A 19026-nucleotide genomic window follows, 5' to 3' on the forward strand; every position below is an offset into this window, starting at 1 on the left:
CGACGGCCCGTGCACGTGCCGCTCACCGCGCGACCCACCGGCGGCGCAGCCACAGGCTGACGTAGACCAGGCCGACCAGCACGGGCACCTCGATCAGCGGCCCGACCACGCCCGCCAGGGCCTGCCCCGAGGTCACGCCGAACACGCCGATCGCCACCGCGATGGCCAGCTCGAAGTTGTTGCCCGCCGCGGTGAACGCCAGCGTGGTCGTGCGCTCGTAGGACAGCCCCGACGCCCGGCCCAGCAGGTACCCGCCGCCCCACATCACCGCGAAGTAGACCAGCAGCGGCACCGCGATCCGCGCCACGTCCCACGGCCGTGACGTGATCCGGTCGCCCTGCGACGCGAACAGCACCACGATCGTGCCCAGCAGCCCGTACAGCGCGACCGGCCCGATCCGGGGCAGGAACCGCGACTCGTACCACGCCCGGCCGCGCACCCGTTCACCGACGCGGCGGCTCAGGTAGCCGGCCGCCAGCGGGATGCCCAGGAAGACCACCACCGACAGCGCGACCTCCCACGGCGAGAAGTCCAGCGACGTCGTGCCCAGTCCCAGCAGGCCGGGCAGCAGCTCCAGGTAGCACCAGCCCAGCACGCCGAACATCAGCACCTGGAACACCGAGTTCACCGCCACCAGCACGGCGGCGGCCTCCCGGTCGCCGCACGCCAGGTCGTTCCAGATGACCACCATCGCGATGCACCGCGCCAACCCGACGATGACCAGTCCCGTGCGGTACTCCGGCAGGTCGGCCAGGAAGACCCACGCCAGCGCGAACATCAGCGCCGGGCCCAGCACCCAGTTCAGCAGCAGCGACAACACCAGGGTGCGGCGGTCGCGGGTCACCGCGTCGAGCCGGTCGTAGCGCACCTTGGCCAGCACCGGGTACATCATCAGCAGCAGGCCGAGGGCGATCGGCAGCGACACGCCGGCGACCCGGACCGCGTCGAGCACGCCCCGGAGGTCCGGCACGAACCGCCCCAGGACCAGGCCCGCGACCATCGCGGCCCCGATCCACACCGGCAGCAGCCGGTCCAGGAGCGACAGCTCGCGCAGGACGGCGGGGCGTTCCGGGGAGGTGGTGCTCAACAGGGCCTCCGGGGGCGGTCGGTGGTGCGGGCGCGGCGCGCGAGGGCGTCCAGGGAACCGGCGACGCGTGCCAGCGCGTCCGGCACGAGCCGGTAGTAGGTGAACCGCCCCTGCGGCTCCGCCGCCACCACCCCGGCCTCGCGCAGCACCCGCAGGTGGTTGGACACGTTCGTCTGCCGCGCGCCCGTCTCGGCCACCAGGTGGCAGGTGCACAGGTCCTCGGCGGCCAGCAACTCGACGATCCGCGCCCGCAGGGGGTCCGCGAGCACGCGCAACACATCAGCATCCAGTGACATCAGCGTGGGATGATACGTCAGCGGTCGGCGCCCGGTCGACCGGGGCACGCCGACGTCGACGCGACCCCGACCCCGGTGCCGGCGACGGTCGCGGGCTTGGCCGCCGCGTTCGTGCGGGCTCGCTCGCCGCCCCGACCGCGCAGGGCGGGTTCACGGCGGCCCTGGGGCAGAACGGTGTGCTGCTCGATCACCGGCCGGGCGCGGCGGCGTGGGCGGCGGGGCGCGGACGGGCGCGACATACTCGTCCCGGAGCGGTGGAGCGGGTTTGGCGGCGCAACGGCGAGGTACCTGCTGGTGATGACCGGAGAGGCGCCTGAGACGTCCGGGTGGTCGGCGGCCCCCGTACCGCCCGGCCCTGCTCGACACCGTTCGCGGCGGGTGATCGCCGGTGACGCACGGCACGCCGCAGCGGCGCGCGACGACGACCACCCGCGGTCAGGGCCCGGACACGGCTCGTGGTCGAGTGCTTTCACCGGGGCAGCCGCCGCATGACCGCTCCCCCCGCTCCCCCCGCCCCCACCGCGTGGGCACCGCTGCGCCGCCGCACCTACCGCGCCCTGTGGCTGGCCCAGTTCGCCTCCAACATCGGCACCTGGGCGCAGACCGTCGGCGCGCAGTGGTTCATGGGCGACCTGGGCGGCAGCGACTTCGAGATCGCGCTGGTGCAGGCGGCGACCACCCTGCCGGTCTTCCTGCTGGTCGTGCCGTCGGGCGCGGTCGGGGACGTGCTCGACCGCCGGCACGTGCTGATGGCCGGGCAGGCGGTGATGCTGGCCGGCTCGGCCGGGCTGGTGGCGCTGGCCGCGAGCGGGTACGCCACGCCCGTGGCGCTGCTCGCCCTCATCGCCCTGATGGGTGTCGGGCAGGCGCTGTCCATGCCCTCGTTCCAGGCCATCCAGCCGGAACTGGTGCCGCGCGCGGAGATACCGCAGGCGGCGCTGCTCAACGGCGTCAACATGAACGTCGGTCGCGCCATCGGGCCCGCGCTGGGCGGCGCGCTGATCGGCGCCGCCGGGCCGGGCGCGGCGTTCGCGGTCAACACCGTGTCGTTCCTCGGCGTGCTGCTGGTGCTGGGTCGGTGGCGGCGGCCGTCCGACCACCGCCCGCTGGGCGCGGAGGGCGTGCCGACCGCCGTGCGCTCCGGCGCGCGGTACGTCCGCAGCTCGCCGCTGTTCGCCCGCGTCCTGGTGCGGTGCGTGCTGTTCGTCGTGTTCGGCAGCGGGCTGTGGGCGCTGCTGCCCGCCATCGCGCGCGGACCGCTCGGGCTCGGCGCGAGCGGGTACGGCGCGCTGCTGGGCTGCATCGGGGCCGGTGCGATCGGCGGCGCGGTCGTGGTGCCGCGCCTGCTGCGCAGGATCGGGAAGAACGTGCTGGTCACGGTCGCGACGTGCGCGTACGCGGTGGCGACGGGCGCGGCCGGCCTCACGACGTCCACGTGGGTCGCCATCCCCGCGATGCTGGTCGCGGGCGCGTCGTGGATCGCCGTGCTGTCCACGCTCAACGCCACGGCGCAGGTGCTGCTGCCGGCGTGGACGCGGGCCCGTGCGCTGGCCTACTACCAGCTGATGTTCATGGGCGGCCAGGCGTTCGGCGCGGTGGTGTGGGGCGCGGTCGCCGCCGGGTCGGGGCCGCGGGCCGCGCTGCTCGTGCCCGCCGTCGCGATGGTGCTGGTGGTGCTGGTCGCGGCACGGCTGCTGCCGCTGACCGAGCGGCAGCTAGACATCTCGCCCGCGCGACTGTGGGACGCGCCACCGGAGGTCGCCGACGCCACCGCCGGCCCCGTGCTGGTGGCCGTGTCGTGGCGGGTCCGCGCGCCGAGGGTCGCGGAGTTCGTGGCGGCGATGCGCAAGGTGGGCCGGTCCCGCAGGCGCACCGGCGCGACGTCGTGGGGCCTGTTCCGCGACTCCGAGGACCCGGAGCTGTTCCTGGAGACCTTCACCGTCGCGACCTGGCGCGAGCACCTGCGGCAACACTTGGAGCGCGGCACGGCGGTGGACGTCGAGGTGGAGCGGATCGCCCGAGCGCTCGCCGTCGAGGGGCCGGAGGTCCGCCACCTGCTCTGGGCGGCCCACCTCGACCGAGGCCGCGCGGGTGACGCCCCGGACGAGGAGTGACGGCTCACTGAGCGTGAACGACGTCACCCGCCGGGCGTGAACGACGTCACGCTGCCGGTGACGCGCAGTGACGGGAATACGGGTCGCCCCGGTTCCGTTGAACCAGTCGACGCCCTAGGAGGCGCACGGGCGAGGCTCCGACAGCCACCGCGATCGCGGACCGCCCTCCCCCGCACTCGATGTGCCACCCCGCACGTGTCAGCACCCGACCGCGCCGCGATCCGGCGAGGTCGCGACCCGCCAAGGAGACGGTCATGTCGTCGACGATGGAAACGCCCCGCCGACCGCGCACGGCCGCGTCCGGCCGTCGTGAGTGGTCCCCGGACGCCGACCTGGTCGGCCACTACCTGCGCGAGGTCGGCGCCACCCCGCTGCTGACCGCCGAGCAGGAGGTCGCGCTGGCGAGGCGGATCGAGGCCGGCGTGTACGCCGCCGAGCTGCTGCGCCGCGCCCGCGACGGCGAGGAGCCGCAGCCTGACGCCGAACGCGCGCGCGGGCTGCGCGCCGTGGTCCGGGACGGCGAGCAGGCGAAGGAGCACATGATCCTCGCGAACCTGCGCCTGGTCGTGTCGGTCGCCAAGAAGCACTCCTACCGGGGGCTGCCGTTCCTGGACGTGGTGCAGGAGGGCAACCTGGGCCTCATCCGCGCGGTCGAGAAGTTCGACTACGCCAAGGGCTACAAGTTCTCCACGTACGCCATCTGGTGGATCCGCCAGGCCATCGAGCGCGGTCTGGCCGACCAGACCCGCACCGTCCGGCTGCCGGTCCACGTGGTCGAGGAGCTGAACCGCACCATCCGGGCGGAGCAGCGGCTGCGGCGCGAGCTGGACCGCGAGCCGACCGAGGAGGAGGTCGCCGCGGCGGCCAGGGTGCCCGTCGCGCGGCTGCTGGAGCTGCGCCAGGCGGGCCGCACCGTGATCAGCCTGGAGACGCCCGTCGGTGACGACGGCAACTCCTCCGTCGCCGACCTGATCGAGGACGTCGACGCGGTGCGGGCGCACGAGGTGGTCGAGCAGGCCGAGCTGACCGCCGAGCTGAACACCCTGGTCAAGACCCTGCCGGAGCGGCAGGCGCGGATCATGCGCCGGCGCTACGGCCTGGACGACGGCCGCCCGTGCAGCCTCCAGGAGATCGCCCGCGAGCTGGGCCTGACGCGCGAGCGCATCCGCCAGCTGGAGAAGGAGTCGCTGCGGCTGCTGCGCGACACCGAGCGCAACCGGGCGGTGCTGGAACTGGCGGGCTGACCGCCCGCGCGCCCCGGTGCGGGCCCCGCGCGGACAACCGGCCCGCACCCGCCGGCCGTGCCGCGATCCCCCGCGCGGCACGGCCGCCGCCTCCCCGGACCGATCCCTGCCCGGTCCGGGGAGGCGGCACACCCGCACTCCCGCGCCCGACGCCGCGACGGCCGGCACGGGACCGCACCCCCGACGCCGGCCCACCCGACGCCGGCCCACCCGAGGCGGGCCGGCACCGCGACGGCCGGCCCGACACCGCGCCCAGCCGGCCCGGACCCCGCACGCGCCGAGCCGCTTCCCCGCGCCGCCCGCCGGTCACGCGGGCGCGGGACCCCGCGCCCTCACGCCCGGCGCAGGCCCCGAACGCCCTCCTCGATGACGTAGCTCGCGTCGGTGTTGATCGAGACCTTGGCGGGGTCGGCCTCCCACACGTCGGAGATCACCCGGAAGTCGGCGCGCACCTCCCGAGGCGTGGTCGTCACCCGCACGTACCCGCGCTTGTTCTGCGAGTACTTCACGTGCGGGTTGCGCGCGTACCAGGTCGAGTCCGGCGGCGCGCCGGGGTTGTTGCTGGTCGCCGACGTGACCACCAGCTCCGAGCCCACGATCGGGTCGCCGTGGTCCCAGTAGTCCAGCCGCAGGTCGGCCGCGTAGTGCCGGTGCACGTCGCCGGTCAGCACCACCGGGTTGGGCACGCGGCGGTCGATCCAGCCCTTCGTGACCCGGTCGCGGGAGGCCGCGTAGCCGTTCCACGAGTCCGGCGCGTGGCAGGTGGACCGGTCGCCGTCGTCGTCGCGCTGGGCGAAGAACACCTGCTGGCCCAGGAAGTCCCACGTGGCCGGGTGCTGCTCGAAGTTCTTCAGCAGCCACCGCTCCTGCGCCGCGCCGGTGATGGTGCGCCCGGTGTCCAGGTACGGCCCGCAGGCGCTGCCGGTGGCCTGCGCGCTGCGGTACTGCCGGGTGTCGAGCATGTGGAACCGGGCCAGGCCGCCCCACAGGAAGTCCCGGTAGAGCCGCATGGACGCCCCGCTCGGGCGGGCCGTCGAGCGCAGCGGCATGTTCTCGTAGAACGCCTGGAACGCGGCGGCCTTGCGCGCGCTGTTCGCCGGGGAGTCGGAGCCGTTCCAGTTGTTGTCGACCTCGTGGTCGTCGAGGATCACCACCCACGGCGTGGCGGCGTGCGACGCCTGGAGGTACGGGTCGGTGTGGTACTGGCCGTACCGGGCGCGGTAGTGCGCCAGGGTGGTGGTCTCCTCGTCGAACGCGAGCCGGCGCACCTTGTCCGCCGCGGGCAGGCCGGAGGGCTTCTCGTAGATGTAGTCGCCGAGGAACACCACCAGGTCCGGGTCGTCGGCGACCATGCCGCGGTGCGCGTGGAACCAGCCGTCCTCCCACTGCTGGCAGGAGGCCAGGCAGTACTTCAGGGCGGCCACCGCCGCGCCGGCCGCGGGCGCGGTCCGCGTCCGGCCGACCGGTGAGACGTGGCCGCCCGCCCGGAACCGGTAGAAGTACTCGCGGCCCGGCGCGAGGCCGGCCGGTTCGACGTGCACGCTGTGGCCGAGCGCGCGGTTGGTGGCGGTGGTGCCGCGCTGGACGACCGAGGTGAACGCCTCGTCGGTGGCGACCTCCCAGTCGACGTCGTAGGTCGCGTCGGGCATCCCGCCGAGGCCGTCGGGGTTGAGCGGCGCGGGCGCCAGCCGGGTCCACAGCACCACGCTGTCGGGCAGCGGGTCGCCGGAGGCCACGCCGAGCCGGAACGGGTCGCGGATCGGCGGCGCGGCGGCGGTGGTGCGGGCGTGGGCCCACGACGGCAGCGTCACGGCCCCTGCCGCGGCCAACCCGCCGAGCAGCACGGCACGTCGGTTCATCGGTGACATCGGTATCCCTCTCGAAAGCCGCGTGGTCGGGTCAAGCCGCGTAGTCGGTCAGCCCGTCGCTGCACGACTGGAGTCGGGGATCGGTGGCCGAGTAGTCGGCGACGCAGACCTTGTAGTAGATCCAGTCGTCGCGCGCCATGTCGACGGTCCGCTCGACGGCGGTGCCGCTGCCGCCGGAGTTCCAGGCGTACCGGGGGCCGACGCCGTTCTTGAGCCAGTACGCCACGACCGCCGACTTCCCGTCCGGGGCGCGGTCGTGGACGGTGAACCGCGCGCCGGCGGAGCGGAACTGCGCCTCCGCCGCGCACGCGCCGGTCGAGCACTCCGCGCTGCCGGTGCCCACCCCGCAGTCGGGCGCGACCCGGCCGTCCGAGCCGGTGCGGACGTAGCCGTCGGACACGTACCCGCCGAGCGCGGGCACGTGGTCCCAGATCGTGGTGGTGCCGAGCGGGCCGCTGACCGACGTCCCGGTGGTCTGGCAGTCGATGGCGACGGCCGCGCCGTTGGCCACCGAGCCGATCGCGCTCGCCGCCGTCGTCGGCGCGCGGCGCACGGTCAGCGGGTCGCCCGCGGTCACGACCGTGCCGGTCGCCGCGGCCGCCGCGGGTCTCGTGGCCGCCGCCGGGGATGCGGGTGCCGTCGCGACGGGTGTCGGGGCCGTCGACGGGTGTGTCGTGGCCGCCGCCGCGGGCGTCGTGGTCACGGCCGGACCCACCGCGGCGGCGACCAGCGCGGTCGCGGCGGCGATCCGCCGGATACGGGATGACGTCATCGGCCGAGGGTTGCCGGCAGGCGTACAGGAGTCGTACAACCGGCGCGGCGGATCACGTTGTCCCCGGCCGGGAACCGGTCATACGATCGGAAACGGGACGGGACAGCGAGGTTCTGGGGGAGCCGATCGCGTTGACTACCATGGAAATCCGCCTGTTGGGCCCGCTGGAGGTGGTGATCGGCGGCCGGCCGGTCCCGTTGGGCGGCGCGAAACCGCGCACCCTGCTCGCCGCGCTCGCGCTGGAACCGGGCGTGATCGTGTCCGGCGACCGCCTGGCGGACGTCCTGTGGCCCGACCGCCCGCCGCGCTCCGCCGTGGCGAACATCCGGACCTACGTGCACGGGCTGCGCCGGGTCCTCGCCGAGCGCGACACGCGGATGGCGGAGCGCATCGAGAACCGGTCCGCCGGGTACGTGCTGCACGCCGCGCCCGAGGAGGTCGACCGCACCGTGTTCGAGCGCCGCGTCGCCGCCGCGCACCGGGCGCTGGAGGCGGGCGACCGGACCGCGGCGCTGGCGGAGCTGGCGTCGGCGGAGGCGCTGTGGCGCGGACCGGTGCTCGCCGACCTGCCGCACGGGCACAGCTGGAGCGCGGCGCTGGCCCGGCTCACCGAGCTGCGGCTGGCCGCGCAGGAGCTGCGGACCCGGGTGCAGGTCGAGCTGGGCCGCTACGAGGACGCGGTGGTGGAGCTGCGCGGCCTGCTCAGCGACGACCCGCTGCGCGAGGAGCGGTGGACCCAGCTGGTGACGGCGCTGGACGCGGCGGGCCGCCGGGCCGAGGCGTTCGCCGCGTGCGCCGAGGCCGAGCGCGTGCTGCGGGAGGAGCTGGGCACCCGGCCCGGCCCGCGGCTGCGCCAGATCCGGTCGTCGCTGGCGTCCGTGGCGGACGACGAGCACGTCCCGCCCCGCCAGCTCCCGCTGGACCTGCCCGACTTCACCGGGCGGCGGGCGGTCGTCGACGACCTGGTCGGCCTGCTGCGCGCGCGGGCGGCGGAGGGCAGGCCGGCCGTCGCCGCGGTCACCGGCCCGCCCGGCGTCGGCAAGTCGGCGGTCGCCGTGCGGGTGGCGCACGCGGTGCGGGCCGACTTCCCCGACGGGCAGCTGCACGTCGACCTCGGCGGCACCACGGAGGACCCGCGCCGGCCCGTCGACGTGCTGGCGGTGCTGCTGCGGTCGCTCGGGGTGCCCGCCATCTCGACGCCCGACGACCTGGCCGGGCGGTCCGCGCTGCTGCGGTCCCGGCTGGCCGCCGGGCGGGTGCTGGTCGTGCTGGACGACGCGGCCGACGCCGCGCAGGTGCGGCCCCTGCTGCCGGGCTCCGGCGGGTCGGCGGTGCTGGTGACCAGCCGGGTCCGGCTGCCCGACCTGGCGGGCGCGCGCTGCGCGGAGCTGGACGTGCTGCCGCTGGACGAGGCGGCGGGCCTGCTGTCGGGCATCATCGGCGCGGCCAGGGTCGCCGCCGAGCCCGACGGCGCGACCGCGATCCTGGAGTCGTGCGGCTACCTGCCCCTGGCGATCCGGGTCGCCGGCGCGCGGCTGGCCCAGCGCCCCGCGTGGACGCTGCGGCGGATGGCCGAGCGGCTGGCCGACGAGCGCCGGGTGCTCGACGAGCTGCGCGTGGGCGACCTGGCGGTGCGCGCCAGCGTGGCGCTGAGCTACGAGCAGCTGCCCGGCACGGCGGCCCGCGCGTTCGGCGGGCTGAGCCTGCTGGGTCGGGCCCGGTTCCCCGCCTGGATCGTGGGCGCGCTGCTGGACCGCGCCGAGGCGGACGACGTGCTGGACCTCCTGGTCGACACCCACCTGGTCGAGCTGGTCGGCTCGGACGGGTACGGCGAACCGCTGTACCGGCTGCACGACCTGCTCCGGGTGTACGCGCGCGAGCGGGTCGCCGCCGAGCCGCGCGCGGTCACCGCCGCCGCCGTGCGCCGCGTCGCGGAGGGCTACCTGGCGTTCGCGCTGGCCGCCGCGGACGCGTCGCCCGCGAGCTTCTTCGGCCTGGTGCCGACGTGGGACGACGACGGCGCGTGGCGACCGCCGCGCCGGACGGCGCCCGCGGTGGACGGCGCGTCCTGGTACGACGAGGCGGGCAGGCGCGGCGTCACCGCCGTCGCGCAGGCCGCCGAGTGGGGGCACGACGACCTGGCCTGGCGCATCGCCGCCGCGCTCGCGCCGCACTTCGACCTGCGCGCCATGCACGACGACTGGCTGTGCACCCACCGGATCGCGCTGGAGGCGGCGCGCCGGGTGGACGACCGGCGCGGCCAGGCGATCGTGCTGCGCAACCTCGGCCAGGTCCACCTGTGCCAGGACGCCTACGGCGAGGCGATGGGCGCGTTCGAGTCCTCCCGCGCGCTGTTCGACGGCATCGGCGACGAGCACGGCGCGGCGATCGCGCTGGCCGGCGCGCTCACCGTGGCCCGCTTCCTGGGCGAGTACGACGTGGCCCTGGAACGCGGTGAGCGGGCGCTGGAGGTGTTCGTGCGGCACGGCGACCGGCACCGGGAGGCGGCGTTGCGCCTGGCGCTGGGCGCGGTGCGCATGGACCAGGGCGACCACGACGCCGCCGAGCGGTGGTTCGAGGACGCCCTGGTGCTGGCCGGGTCGATCGACGACCGGCACCGCGCGGCGCACGCCCGGCACAAGCTCGCGCGGCTGGCCCGGCTCCGCGGCCGACTGGCCGAGGCGCACGAGCAGCTCGACCTCGCGATCGCCGCGTTCGACGCGCTGGGCGACCAGAAGTGCGTCGTGCACGCCCACCAGAGCCTGGGCGAGGTGTACCTGCACGAGGGCGACCTCGCGCACGCGGAGGTGCTGCTGGGCAACTGCCTGGTGGCGCACCGCCGCAACCGCGACCGGCGCTCGGCGGCGCGGGTGTGCGGGCTGCTGGGCGAGCTGCACCAGCAGGCGCGGCGGTCGGCGGCGGCGCGGGAGCACTTCGAGGCGGCGCTGGCGCTGTGGCGCGAGCTGGCCGCGGGCGCGGAGGTGCGCGCCCTGACCGAGCGGCTGCGCTCCGTGGCGACCTGAGCGGACCGCGCGTTTGTACGGATCGTGTAGCGCCGGTCCGTTCACTCCTGCCCCAGCACGGAGAACCGTGCCACTGGGGAAGGGATTCCGGCATTGACCAGGAGAACGAGGACCACCGGACGGGTCGTCGCGCTCGGCGTGGCCGCGCTGTCGCTGCCCGCCGTGCTGGCGGCGGCGCCCGCACAGGCCCGGACGGCCGAACCGGCGTGGTCCGCCGATCTGTCCACTGTAGACGGTGATGACGTGAACGTCGCCGTGCGGGGCGACGCGCTGACCCTGCGCGACCCGGCCTGGCGGCCCGCCGAGGGCGTCGGGCAGGGCTACCTGCTGCCCGCGGGGCGCGACCTGGACCGGCCCGTCAACCGGGTGACCGCCCGGGTGCGCGGCGACGTGCCCGCCGACGCGGCCGTCGAGGTGGACGTGCGCGGCCGGACGGCCGACCGCGACTGGACCGAGTGGACGCCCGCGGGCGAGGTGCTGGCCGCGTCGGTGACGACCGTGCAGGTGCGGGTCACGCTGACGACGACCGGCGCGACGCCCGCCGTCCGGGGCGTCGACCTCGTCGGCGACACCGCGCCCGCGCCACGCGCCGGGGTCGCCGCCGCGCCGCTGACCTTCCGCGTGTTCGCCACCCGCGAGGGCCTGCCCGGCGGCACCACCGCCAACGGGCACGTCATCAAGCAGCGCGACCACTTCGTCGCCCTGCCCTCGCGCCGGGGCCTCGCGCCGAAGAACACCGGCGACTACACCGTCCGGGTGTGCCGCACCGACAACAGCCGCTGCGAGTACGCGCCGGTGTGGGACGTCGGCCCGTGGAACACCAAGGACGACTACTGGAACCCCCCGTCGGTGCGCCAGATGTGGCAGGACCTGCCGCAGGGCAAGCCCCAGGCGCAGGCGGCCTACCAGGACGGCTACCACGGCGGCAAGGACGAGAGCGGCAGGCGCAGGGTCGGCAACCCCGCGGGCATCGACCTTGGCGACGGCACCTTCTGGGACGGCCTGAAGCTGAGCGACAACGCCTGGGTAAACGTGTCCTACCTGTGGACCGGCTCCGGACCGACCGGTGTGGTCGGCACGGCGGGCGACCCGCTCAACATCCGGGCGCAGGCGAGCACGTCGGCGGCGGTCAAGGGCCTCGCGGCGAACACGGCCAAGGTGATCATCGAGTGCCACGTCGAGGGCGAGCAGGTGACCGGCCCGTTCGGCACCAGCACCATCTGGGACCGCATCGGCCCCGACCACTACGTCTCCGACGCCTACCTGCGCACCGGGTCGGACGCGCCCGTCGCGCCCAAGTGCTGACCCGGACCGGAAGGAAGCGCACATGAGGATCAAGTCCCTCGCCCTGGCGTTCGCGACCGCCGTGGCGGGCCTGGCGGTCACGGCCTCGCCCGCGTCGGCCGAGCCGAAGTTCCAGCTCCCGTTCCCCTGCGGCCAGACCTGGAACGGCGACAACGACAACAGCAGCGCGCACCGGGCGCACGAGATCGACTTCAACCGGGGCAGCACCGGCGGCGCGGACGAGGGCGACACCGTCCTCGCGGCGGCCGGCGGCACGGTCACCATCTCCTCGCACCAGGGCTCGACGAACAACTTCGGCAACCTGGTCAAGATCGACCACGGCGGCGGCTGGTACACCTACTACGCGCACCTGCGCGTCCGCAGCGTCAGCGAAGGGCAGCAGGTCGAGCAGGGCCAGAAGATCGGCGAGGTGGGCCACACCAGCGCGCCGGGCAACAACATCACCGCCCACCTGCACTACGAAGTGCGCGTCAACGGGACCTGGCCGGGCAACATCCGTCCCGCGTACTTCGACGGCGTGCGGTTCGGCTACCCCAACCAGAACGTCACCTCCCGCAATTCCTGCGAGGGCAACCCCTACGGCGTGACCGACGTGTGCAAGGGCGCCGGCTACAAGGTGATCGACACGGCGCAGCTGCCCGGCTCGGCGGGCTCGGTGCACCTGCTCTACGACGCCTCCACCCGCCGCAACTGCGTCGCCACCCTCAAGAAGACCTCGCTGGGCACGGCCGGCCCGACGTCGGCCTACCTGGAGGTGCAGGGCTCGGCGCGGCAGACCGACCAGGGCGACTACACCTTCTACGCCGGGCCGGTGAGCGCGGTGGCCGACGCCAAGTGCGTCAAGTGGGGCGGCTCGGTCGGCGACGCGAAGTACGACAGCGAGTTCGAGCACTGCGACTGAGAGGACCCTCGATGCGATTCCTGACCGGGGCGGCGGTCGTGCTGGCCGTCGCCTCGGCCGTCGGGACGCTCCCGCCGGCCGAGGCGCACACCGCCGAGGGCACCACCGAAGCGGTCGCCGCCGACGCGGCCACGACCCGCGCGGTCGCCGCCGACGAGGTCGCGAGCACCGTGACCGTCGCGAACACCGTGGTGTACCGCGAGAAGAGCGAGGGCTACGACTGCTTCCGCATCCCGGCGGTGGTCAAGGCCGACAACGGCGACCTGCTGGCGTTCGCCGAGGGCCGCAACGGCGGCGACCGCTTCTGCGGCGACCTCGGCGACATCGACCTGGTGGTCAAGCGCTCCACCGACGACGGCCGGACGTGGGGCCCGTTGGAGGTGGTGATCGAGGGGCACGGCGACACGAAGGGCAACCCGACGCCGATCGTCGTGCCCGGCACCGGCCGGATCGTCCTGCTGTCGGTGATGCAGTGCCACCGCAACCCCGCCTGCGGGCGCATCCCCCGCGTGTCGATCAGCGAGGACCACGGATCCACCTGGTCCACGCCCAGGGTGCTGACCGAGCAGCTCGGGTTCGACGGCGCGCCGCGCTGGCTGGCCACCGGCCCGTCGCACGGCCTGGTGCTCACCAGGGGCCCGCACGCGGGCCGGCTCGTCGCGGGCATGAGCTACACCATCGGCGACCGCGGCCACGGTTCGATCGTCTACAGCGACGACCGGGGCGACACCTGGCGGCGCGGCGCGGTCGGCGCGGGCGGACCGGGCCTCAACCCGCAGGAGATCAGCCTGGTCGAACTGGTCGACGGCCGCGTCTACGCCGCCGCGCGCAACGACGCGAACAGCGGCGACAAGTGCCTCGACGGCGGGCGGCGGAACCGGGCCTACGCGATCAGCCCGGACAGCGGCGAGACCTTCTCCGCCGGCTTCGCCTTCGAGGAGGACCTCGTCACGCCGGTCGTCCAGGGTTCGGCGGTCCGGATGAGCGCGACCGACCGGGGCGCGGGGCACAACCGCGTGCTGTTCGCCGCGCCCTCCACCTGCGACCGCCGCAAGCAGCTCGTCCTGCACTCGTCGTTCGACGAGGGCGGCAACTGGACGCCGAAGTCCGCCGGCTTCCCGGTGTGGGACCAGGACGCGGCGTACTCCGACCTGGTCCCGCTCGGGGCGTCGTCGGTGGGCGTGCTGTACGAGGCGGGGCCGGCGTCGAACGCGAACGCCTCGATCCGCTGGTCGAGGGTGACCGAGGACGACCTCGGCGCGCCGGTGTGCGGCAGCGGCTACCGGGTGATCGACTCCGAGCGGCTCGCCGACTCGGCGGGCACGGTGTACCTGGCCTACGACGCGCGGACGGGGGCCAACTGCGTGGCCACCACGAAGGCCACGTCGGTGGGCCGTGCTTCGCCGACGTCGGCGTTCCTGGAGGTCCAGGGCGGTGCGCGGCGCACCGACGCGGGCTCGTTCGGGCACTTCGCGGGACCGGTGACCGCGGTCGCGGCCGGGAAGTGCGTGCAGTGGGGCGGAAACGTCGGATCGGCGACCTACGAGAGCCGGTTCGAGCACTGCGGCTGACTCCCCCTCGCCGCGGTGGGGCGCACGCCACCTACCCCACGGGTGGCGTGCGTTCGTCCCTTCCAGGCGAACGCCCTTGGTGTGCGGACGATGCGCGAAGATCACCGATCCGATCGAATCCGATCCACGATCGCGGTACTTCGGACCGATGCCCGAACGGCGGCACCACCGGAACGGGGTGATGGACAGCGCCGTCACTGGGCCGTTCGAGTGCGGGCCGTTCGAGTGCGATGCCGTGCCCGACGCGCGCCGCCCGCCGCAGACCCCCGGCATCACCCGATCGGCAGCCGAGTTCGGCGGACGGGAACGACCCGACTTCCGGCACCCTTCAGAACCGGGCACCGGTGGAGGGAGGAGCGCGATGTCGGACGCCAACGGGTTCACCGTGCACCTGCCTGCCCTCCGCGAGCTGAGCGGGCGGCTGGTGGACCTCGCCGGCCGCGCCGGGCAGCAGGGCGACGCGCTCGCCGGGGTCACCGCGGACACCGGGCGGCCCGACAGCGACGAGGCGGGCAGGCTCTGCCCGGCGGGCGCGGCGGAACTGGTCCGGCTGCTCCGCGACGCGCTGACCGACGACAGCGGCCAGGTCGAGCAGTGCGTGGCCGGGTACGCCGACGTCGACCAGGGCGAGGCGCGCTCCCTCCTGGGCATCCGGGGCGCGGGCGGGGTCGCGTGACCGCCTACCTGACCGCGAAGGCCGCGGTCGGCGGCGACCCGGCCCAGCTGACCGCGATGGCCGACGTGCTCGCCACCGCCGCCGAGGACGTGGACGGCCTCGCCACCGCGTTGCGCCGCGCCGCCGACGACACGGACCAGTCGTGGCAGGGCAAGGCGGCGACGGCCTACCGGACCCGCACCGCGACCCACGTCGGCTCGCTGGCCAAGCTCACCACGCCGCTGAACCGGGCCGCCACCGCGTACCGCGCGCTCGCGGGCGAGCTGGAGGGCGCGCAGCGCAAGGCGGACAAGGCCATGCAGGACTCCGTCGCCCTGGGCATGGGCGAGGGCGACCTGGTCGGTCGCCCGTTCCAGGTCGCGAAGTTCGCCCTGCTGCACCCGCAGCACGTGGTCACCATCGGCCACCTGATCGGCGACGTCGTGGACGCGCGGGCGATGGCCGACGCCGCCCGCGACCGGTTCGTCACCTCGGCCGACGGCGTGCGGGCGGACGTGGCCGCGCTGCGCGACCCGGACGGTGCGGGCGGTCAGCGCCAGCGCAACGACCGGCTGTGGCGGCGGCCCGAGGGCGGGGACAGCCGCGACCTCGGCCGGGGCGTCGACCTGTCCAGCGACTGGGCGGGCCGGGCGATCCTGGACCGCTACCTGCGCGGCGGCGGCGACTGGACCATCGTCGACGACGCGGACTGGTCGAAGTACATGATGGGCAACGAGCAGCTGCGCACGCAGCTGTCGTCGGTCTCCGAGGCCCAGGCCCAGCAGGCGCTGCGCGACCACCTCGCGGGCAAGCACCCGCCCGGCGCGGTCGACCGGACGTTCCACGCCGAGATCCAGAACGGCGAGGGCATCGTGGGCTACCAGTACCTGCACGGCACCGACAGCAAGAAGGGCGACTTCCGCTACCAGGGCGAGTCGTCGGTGCGGGAGCTGCCCGACGGCACGTACGAGGTCACCACCAAGGCCGGGTACACGTGGAACGACACCATCGACCCCAACCCGCAATACTCCACCGACAAGTGGAAGAGCAAGTTGGCGGAAGTCCTCACGCTCGGTCAGGCTGACCCGTACGACCTCCACATCACCTGGCACGCCGAGAACAGGACGGTCCTGGACAAGGACGGCCGGGTGATCCGAGCGCAGGGGTACCCCGGATCGTGAACAGGCAGCGGGCCACGCTCGTCATCGGAGCCGTCGTGGTGCTGACGGTGGTGTCACTCGTACTCGTGCTGGGGTGGTTCTTGTTCGGCGGGGAAGCGGGCCCGGCCCGCGACGACGACCGGTTCGTGCGCCCCGACGCGCCCAAGGCGTCGCCCTCGGGGTCCTACACCGCGCACGCCGAGCTGGGTCCGGCGCAGAACGGCGTGGCGACGTGGGTGGTCGTCATCCGCGACCGCGGCGGGTCGGAGGTGTTCCGGGACGACTACGCCTACAGCACCCGGCACGGCGTGGGCATCACCTGGCTGTCCACCGCCGACCAGTTGTGGGTGCTGTCCTCGGACGTCGGCGACGCGCACGTGGACCGAGTCGGCACCACGTGGACGAAGACACCCATCACTCCGGACACGCTCGGCGACGAGCCGGAGGAGATCCGCCGGTTGAGCGGCTGAGCCGGGCGGCGTCGTCGTCCCGCGTGCCGCCTCGACGCCCGCACGACCCAGAGCGCGGCCTCTCCGGCGGCCCGAGGCGCGCGACGCCGGACAGGCGGCCGGACCGGCGTTGTCCGACCACTCCGCCTCCCCGACGCCGTGCGCCTTCACCCGGTCGCGCGCCGGCGGGCCGCCGCCCGTGCCAGGGTCTCCAGCAGTGGCACGGTGCGGTCCCAGCCCAGGCACGCGTCGGTCACGCTGAGGTCCGGCCTCGGCGTGCCCGCCCCCGCGTCCTGCCGCCCGTCCGACAGGTAGGACTCGATCATGACGCCGACCAGGGCCCGGTTGCCGTCCGCCACCTGACCGGCCAGGTCCTCGACCACGCCGGGCTGGCGGTGGTGGTCCTTGCCGCTGTTGCCGTGCGACGCGTCGACCACCACGCGCGCGGGCAGGCCGGCCGCGGTCAGGGCGGCCAGGGCCGCGGCCACGTCGGCCGCGTGGTAGTTGGGCGTCGGGCCGCCGCGCAGGACCAGGTGGGCGTCCGGGTTGCCGGCGCTGCGCAGGGTGGTGAGCCTGCCGTCGGCCGCCACCCCGGGGAACGCGTGCGGCAGGCCCGCCGCCCGGATCGCGTCGACGGCGGTGTCGACCCGACCGGACACGCAGTTCTTCATGCCCACCGGCATGGGCAGCCACGACGCCAGGTGCCGGTGCGGCTGGCTCGCGACCGTGCGCGCGCCCACCGCGCCCCACGTCACGACGTCGGCCACGTAGTGCGCGAGCATCGGGTCGACGAACTCGTAGGCCAGGGGCAGCCCGGTGGCCGCCGCCGCCAGCAGGAACGTCCGCCCCAGCCGCAGGCCGGCCGCGATGTCGCCCTTGCCGTCGAGGGTGGGGTCGGGCAGCAGGCCGGTCCACCCGGCGACGGTGCGCGGCTTCTCCAGGTACGCCCGCAGCACCACGACCAGGTCGTCGGACAGGCGTTCGGCGGCGGTGGCGAGCAGGTGCGCGTAGTCCAGCGCCGCGGCCGGGTCGTGCACCGAGCAGGGTCCGACGACGACCAGCAGCCGGGGGTCGCGGCGGGCGAGGACGGCGGCGACGGTCTCCCGGTGGCGGGCCACGGCGGTCGCCACCACGTGGTCGGCGGCGACCTCGCCGGGTGTGGGCAGGGTGTCCTGGTCAGGCATCTGACGAGCCCTTCTCGTGATCCGTGTTCCGGGGACGGGGCAACCTGGTCGCCCCGAGGGCCGCGACGAGGGCGAAGCCGAGGACCCACCAGAAGGTGTCGGCGAACGCCGCGGGCACGTCGGGGCCGTGCGCCGCCAACCGGCCGTGCAGGACGACCGCGAGGACCGCGGTGCCGACGGAGCCGCCGACCGTGCCGAGCAGGTTCAGCGCGCCGGCGGCCCGGGGCAGGTGGGCGGGTTCGATGCGGCGGTAGACGATGTTCATCACCGGCGCGCCGATCATCGCCGCGCCGACGCCGCGCACGAGCAGCGACAGCGCGATGACGGCGTCCGGCAGCGCCTGGTCGAGCTGCGTGAACGGCGCGGTGCCCGCGGCGACGAGGGCGATGCCGGTCAGGACGAGGGTGCGCGGCGACACGGTGGTGATGACGCGGGTGACGACGGTAGAGCCGACCGCCGCGCCGAGGCCCTGCGGCGCGAGCAGCAGCCCGGTCTCCCAGGCGGACAGGCCGCCGCCGGTCTGGAGGTACAGCGGCAGCAGGAACATGGTGCCGAACACGGACGCGCCCAGCACCGCCAGCGCCAGCGCCGCCACCCCGAAGGGCGGCCGGGTGAACAGGCGCGGGTCGATCAGCGGCGCGCCCGTCGTGCGCAGCCCGTGCACGACGAACCCGGCCAGCATCCCCAGGCCCACCAGCACCGCCGCGCCCGCCACGGCGGGCGGGAGGGTCCGGTCGAACCCGGTGAGCCCGAACACCAGCACGGCCAGGCCGGGCGACAGCAGCAGCGCGCCGCGCACGTCGAACGGCGTGCGCCCCTCCGCGCGCGGGCAGACGGGCACGGTGCGGCGGGCGAGCAGGATCGCCGCGACGCCGATCGGCAGGTTGACGTAGAACAGCCACGGCCAGTCCGCGACGCCGAGGATCGAGCCGCCGGCCAGCGGCCCCAGCACCGGCGACAGCAGGGGCACGACCGCGACCACGCCGAGGACGCGGCCGATCCGGTCGCGCCCGGCGGCCCGCGCCAGCAGCGCCTGGCCGGTCGGCGGCAGCAGCCCGCCCGCCAGGCCCTGCACCACCCGGAACGCCACCAGGCTCGGCAGCGACCAGGCGCAGGCGCACAGCACGGAGCCGACCAGGAACACGCCGACCGCGACGACCCAGGTGCGCCGCCCGCCGAACCGGTCCACCAGCCAGCCGGACGCGGGCACGGCCGCGACCACCGCCAGCAGGTACGCCGTGCCGACCCACTGGATGTCGGTGACCGACGCGTCGAACCGGTCGGCCAGCGCATCGATGCCGACGGAGACGATCGTGCTGTCCAGCGTCGCCATGAAGGTGCCGAGCACGAGGGTGAACGCCGTGCGCCACAGCGCGGCGTCCACCTTCGCGCCCACG

Annotated in this window: 15 protein-coding genes; 9 read left to right on the top strand and 6 right to left on the bottom strand. The window is 75.0% G+C overall.

The annotated features are described in order from the left end of the window. Positions 1 to 22 precede the first annotated feature (22 nt). Together arsB and C8E97_RS20585 are read right to left on the bottom strand one after the other, a co-directional pair. The gene (gene arsB / locus C8E97_RS20580) at positions 23 to 1087 is read right to left on the bottom strand and encodes an ACR3 family arsenite efflux transporter (RefSeq protein WP_121007169.1); all 1065 of its coding nucleotides are present in this window, start codon (positions 1085 to 1087) and stop codon (positions 23 to 25) included. Next, positions 1084 to 1383: an ArsR/SmtB family transcription factor gene (locus C8E97_RS20585; protein WP_121007170.1), complete on the bottom strand. Its 300-nt coding sequence runs from the start codon at positions 1381 to 1383 to the stop codon at positions 1084 to 1086. The genes arsB and C8E97_RS20585 overlap by 4 nt, the downstream gene beginning before the upstream one ends. A gap of 488 nt (positions 1384 to 1871) precedes the next feature. Between C8E97_RS20585 and C8E97_RS20595 the strand changes: the two genes are divergently transcribed. Both C8E97_RS20595 and C8E97_RS20600 read left to right on the top strand, forming a co-directional pair. After that, on the top strand, positions 1872 to 3497 hold the full coding sequence (locus C8E97_RS20595) for an MFS transporter (RefSeq protein WP_121007172.1): 1626 nt from the start codon (positions 1872 to 1874) through the stop codon (positions 3495 to 3497). A gap of 254 nt (positions 3498 to 3751) precedes the next feature. After that, entirely contained in the window at positions 3752 to 4741 is a 990-nt protein-coding gene (locus tag C8E97_RS20600) for a sigma-70 family RNA polymerase sigma factor (RefSeq protein WP_246019044.1), read from the top strand. Between the two features lie 332 nt (positions 4742 to 5073). Here C8E97_RS20600 and C8E97_RS20605 read toward each other — a convergent pair whose 3' ends face one another. Further along, the gene (locus C8E97_RS20605) at positions 5074 to 6609 is read right to left on the bottom strand and encodes an alkaline phosphatase D family protein (RefSeq protein WP_121007173.1); all 1536 of its coding nucleotides are present in this window, start codon (positions 6607 to 6609) and stop codon (positions 5074 to 5076) included. Between the two features lie 31 nt (positions 6610 to 6640). After that, entirely contained in the window at positions 6641 to 7381 is a 741-nt protein-coding gene (locus C8E97_RS20610; RefSeq protein WP_246019045.1) for a hypothetical protein, read from the bottom strand. Between the two features lie 140 nt (positions 7382 to 7521). On the opposite strand from C8E97_RS20610, the gene C8E97_RS20615 reads away from it, so the two are divergent. The 7 genes from C8E97_RS20615 to C8E97_RS20645 all read left to right on the top strand — a co-directional run bounded on the left by C8E97_RS20615 (position 7522) and on the right by C8E97_RS20645 (position 16466). Beyond that, on the top strand, positions 7522 to 10404 hold the full coding sequence (locus C8E97_RS20615; RefSeq protein WP_121007174.1) for an AfsR/SARP family transcriptional regulator: 2883 nt from the start codon (positions 7522 to 7524) through the stop codon (positions 10402 to 10404). Positions 10405 to 10497: 93 nt separating this feature from the next. Further along, the gene (locus C8E97_RS20620) at positions 10498 to 11709 is read left to right on the top strand and encodes a hypothetical protein (RefSeq protein ID WP_121007175.1); all 1212 of its coding nucleotides are present in this window, start codon (positions 10498 to 10500) and stop codon (positions 11707 to 11709) included. A 22-nt stretch (positions 11710 to 11731) separates the two neighbouring features. Continuing rightward, complete coding sequence (locus C8E97_RS20625) at positions 11732 to 12610, top strand: M23 family metallopeptidase (RefSeq protein WP_121007176.1); 879 nt, start codon at positions 11732 to 11734, stop codon at positions 12608 to 12610. An 11-nt stretch (positions 12611 to 12621) separates the two neighbouring features. After that, positions 12622 to 14181 carry a sialidase family protein gene (locus tag C8E97_RS20630; protein WP_121007177.1) on the top strand — a complete coding sequence of 520 codons (1560 nt, stop codon included), beginning with the start codon at positions 12622 to 12624 and terminating at the stop codon, positions 14179 to 14181. Between the two features lie 361 nt (positions 14182 to 14542). Beyond that, entirely contained in the window at positions 14543 to 14857 is a 315-nt protein-coding gene (locus C8E97_RS20635) for a hypothetical protein (protein ID WP_121007178.1), read from the top strand. Continuing rightward, entirely contained in the window at positions 14854 to 16017 is a 1164-nt protein-coding gene (locus C8E97_RS20640) for a WXG100 family type VII secretion target (protein ID WP_121007179.1), read from the top strand. Before C8E97_RS20635 ends, C8E97_RS20640 begins: the two co-directional genes overlap by 4 nt. After that, entirely contained in the window at positions 16014 to 16466 is a 453-nt protein-coding gene (locus tag C8E97_RS20645) for a hypothetical protein (RefSeq protein WP_211347093.1), read from the top strand. Before C8E97_RS20640 ends, C8E97_RS20645 begins: the two co-directional genes overlap by 4 nt. A gap of 146 nt (positions 16467 to 16612) precedes the next feature. Here the strand turns inward: C8E97_RS20645 and C8E97_RS20650 are convergent, their stop codons facing one another. Continuing rightward, positions 16613 to 17629 carry a 3-deoxy-7-phosphoheptulonate synthase gene (locus tag C8E97_RS20650; protein ID WP_121007180.1) on the bottom strand — a complete coding sequence of 339 codons (1017 nt, stop codon included), beginning with the start codon at positions 17627 to 17629 and terminating at the stop codon, positions 16613 to 16615. Then, on the bottom strand, positions 17622 to 19025 hold the full coding sequence (locus tag C8E97_RS20655; protein ID WP_246019046.1) for an MDR family MFS transporter: 1404 nt from the start codon (positions 19023 to 19025) through the stop codon (positions 17622 to 17624). Before C8E97_RS20655 ends, C8E97_RS20650 begins: the two co-directional genes overlap by 8 nt. Position 19026 lies beyond the last annotated feature (1 nt).

The organism is Saccharothrix australiensis (genome assembly GCF_003634935.1).
Classification (GTDB): Bacteria; Actinomycetota; Actinomycetes; order Mycobacteriales; family Pseudonocardiaceae; genus Actinosynnema; species Actinosynnema australiense.